This window comes from uncultured Streptococcus sp., assembly GCF_963518475.1.
GTDB lineage: Bacteria > Bacillota > Bacilli > Lactobacillales > Streptococcaceae > Streptococcus.
Window position 1 is genome coordinate 1 of sequence record NZ_CAUQJA010000049.1, and the last position, 3,247, is coordinate 3,247.

At 39.0% G+C, this 3,247-nt stretch carries 4 protein-coding genes, 1 other RNA gene and 1 pseudogene; all 6 read right to left on the reverse strand.

Annotated features, from left to right (window positions below; translation table 11 throughout):
- Positions 1-137: pseudogene (locus RYK12_RS10060) on the reverse strand (histidine phosphatase family protein); the annotation flags it as partial.
- On the reverse strand, positions 97-540 hold the full coding sequence (locus RYK12_RS10065) for a dUTP diphosphatase (RefSeq protein ID WP_084925933.1): 444 nt from the start codon (positions 538-540) through the stop codon (positions 97-99). The gene RYK12_RS10065 and the pseudogene RYK12_RS10060, both read right to left, overlap by 41 nt.
- Before the next feature lie 59 nt (positions 541-599).
- Positions 600-695, reverse strand: an RNA gene (gene ffs, locus RYK12_RS10070) — signal recognition particle sRNA small type.
- A gap of 32 nt (positions 696-727) precedes the next feature.
- Entirely contained in the window at positions 728-1,195 is a 468-nt protein-coding gene (gene tadA, locus RYK12_RS10075; protein WP_060627311.1) for a tRNA adenosine(34) deaminase TadA, read from the reverse strand.
- A gap of 199 nt (positions 1,196-1,394) precedes the next feature.
- Positions 1,395-2,681, reverse strand: coding sequence for an adenylosuccinate synthase (locus tag RYK12_RS10080; protein WP_001832534.1), 1,287 nt, complete (start codon positions 2,679-2,681; stop codon positions 1,395-1,397).
- Between the two features lie 230 nt (positions 2,682-2,911).
- Positions 2,912-3,148, reverse strand: a complete 237-nt coding sequence (comW, locus tag RYK12_RS10085) for a sigma(X)-activator ComW (RefSeq protein ID WP_060627312.1) — start codon at positions 3,146-3,148, stop codon at positions 2,912-2,914.
- Positions 3,149-3,247 lie beyond the last annotated feature (99 nt).

Sequence of the window (3,247 nt, forward strand, 5' to 3'; positions counted from 1 at the left end):
GACAAGGGTGCCAAATCTATCCCAAATCCCGTATAAGAATGTTCCTCTAACTCACTATAATCTGGCTCCCCGTGACGTACAAAGATAATCTTCATCTTAGTGTCCAGTTGACCCAAAACCACCAGTTCGCACACCATCAGCTGCATCTCCATCTGCAATTAAGAAAGGAGCAAAGACAGCCTGGACCACACGTTCCCCAACTTCGAGAATCACTTCTTGGTCTGTGATATTCTTCATCTGCGCAAAAATATGCCCTTCATTTCCAGGATTTCCATAATAATCTCCATCAATGACACCCACAGAGTTAATCAAGACCAAGCCCTTCTTACGAGGATTTGAAGAGCGATCATAAAGGTAAAGAACCTCAGTCGGCTGCATATAAGCCTTAACCCCTGTCGGAACCAAGACAATCTCTCCTGGCGCAATAACTGTACGCACAGCAACCTTTAAGTCGTAACCAGCCGCATGCGCTGTCTCACGCTTTGGCAATAAATTCTCATCTGTAAAAGTCGAAACCAATTCAAAACCACGAATTTTCATATTCTTCTCTTTTCTATTATTATTTATTCTAGATTATTCTATCTTATTTATTCGGAAAAAGCACGAAAAAAAAGAGCACACAATTCAAATCGCTTAGGGCTGCTGGATTCCTCCCCTGACCCGCTTCACGCAGAACTGTTGCTCCACTATTTATTATATCACATTCCTATTCATTTTAAAAGCAAAATTATTTTTTCCGTCTATTTCTAAAAAAGTCCTGCATAATAGCTGCACATTCATCCTCCAAAATTCCCGTTTCAACCTCCACACGATGATTGAGACGCTCATCTGTCAAGATATCGTACAAACTCCCAGCAGCGCCAAATTTCTGGTTTTTAGCCCCATAGACCACGTTTGGAATACGGGCAAGTCCAATCGCCCCACTACACATGACACAAGGCTCAATGGTCACAAAAAGCGTGCAATCAAGCAAGCGCCAGCTCTCCTCACTCAGGTTCGCATTCTCTATGGCCATAATCTCCGCATGCATAACCGCTCGCTGCAGTTCCTCACGCGCATTATGCCCACGGCCAATGATTTTGCCATCTTTGACAATCACACAACCAATTGGAATTTCATCGTGTTCAAGAGCAATCTCAGCCTCTTTCAATGCCTCTCTCATAAAGACTTCTTTTTCTTCAACTGTATAATTCATCAATTTCCCTTTTCCTACTTGTCGATTTTATTATTATATCATGAATCCCAAGACAAAAAAAGCCACCGAATGCGGTGACTTTATAGGGAGATTATTATGAAAAAGAAAAGTTTAGGATATTTGTTACAACAAGTTAGGAGGTCTTCTTGTAACTGTCTATAGTATACCCGACCTATCTTAAACAAATCTTAAAAATCTCTTAGGACCAAACACTTTCTAAAATATTTGTTTGTTCACGACCAGGACCTACTGAGAAAGTAGAAATACGAACGCCAACCAATTCACTCACACGACGAACATAGTTACGCGCATTCTCCGGAAGATCTTCCAAATTACGAACTCCAGTAATATCTTCTGACCAACCTGGTAACTCTTCATAAATAGGCTTGCAACGTTTCAATTGCTCAAGACTAGCTGGATAGTAGTCAATACGTTGACCATCAAGATCATAGGCCACACAGATTTTCACTGTATCTAAACCACTCAAAACATCGATAGAGTTCAATGAAAGGTTAGTGATACCAGAAACACGACGACTATGACGCATCACAACTGAGTCAAACCAACCCACACGACGTGGACGACCAGTTGTTGTACCATATTCATGACCTACTTCACGGATGCGTTCTCCCACTTCATCAAACAACTCAGTTGGGAAAGGACCGTCTCCTACACGACTCGTATAGGCTTTACATACACCAACAACCTTGTCAATCTTACTTGGACCAACACCAGAACCAATCGTAACACCACCAGCCACAGGGTTTGATGACGTAACAAATGGATACGTACCTTGGTCGATATCTAGCATAACACCTTGTGCACCTTCAAAAAGCACACGTTTACCATTATCAAGCGCATCATTCAAGATAACAGATGTATCTGTCACATATTTCTTGATTTGTTGACCATATTCGTAATATTCTTCAAAAATATCATCGAAAGCAATCGCTTTACTGTCATACAATTTTTCAAAAAGACGATTCTTTTCAGCAAGGTTACGTTCTAAGCGCTCACGGAAAATATCTTTATCTAAAAGATCGGCGATACGAATCCCAACACGAGCAGCCTTGTCCATATAAGCTGGACCAATTCCCTTAATTGTAGTACCAATCTTATTGTCGCCCTTAGCTTCTTCTTGCAAACGATCCAACTCGATATGATAAGGCAAAATGACATGCGCGCGATCAGAAATACGCAAGTTATCAGTTGTAACACCTTCCTCATGAAGATAGCTCAACTCTTTTACAAGAGATTTAGGATTTACAACCATACCATTCCCAATAACAGAGATTTTTTCAGGGAAGAAAATTCCAGATGGAATCAAGTGCAACTTAAATTTCTTACCATCAATCACAATCGTGTGACCTGCATTATCACCACCTTGGTAACGTGCAATCACTTCTGCATTCGCTGAAAGGAAGTCTGTAATCTTCCCTTTACCTTCATCACCCCATTGGGTACCTACAACAACAACTGAAGTCATAATCTTGTCTGAGCCCTCAGGCTCTTCCTTTCTCACATACATGGCAGGACTCTCACCTGCAATTATATCTTACAATTTATTATAAGAAAAAATCGCCTTTTTATCAAGAAGAAACAATAGAAAGATTTGCTATTTCCAACTATTAAAAAATGATTTAGAAATAATTCCGGCTATTTATCATTATATTCCTACAAAAAGTTAAATTTGTTCGGAAATTAACTCATACTGTCTCAACAAGCAACAAAACCTTGTTTCATTATCAATTTTTCAAGATACAAACGATAAGCAACACGATAATGGTAAACAATAAAATCCCGATAGCTCACAATACGATATCGGACAAGATAATAAATCAAAAACTTAAAATGAAAATGTTCCCAGTCCCAACTATTACCAAAGAAAGTAGCATACTCTTCTTCGATACTGTCATAGAAATCAGTCATCTGATCATAAATATTTTGTAGCATAAGCATACACTCCTTTACTTTTTATGATCTTATTCTAACAAAAAATTTTAATTAATCATTAATAATTCCTGAATTGTTAAAATACCAACCTCAACAAGA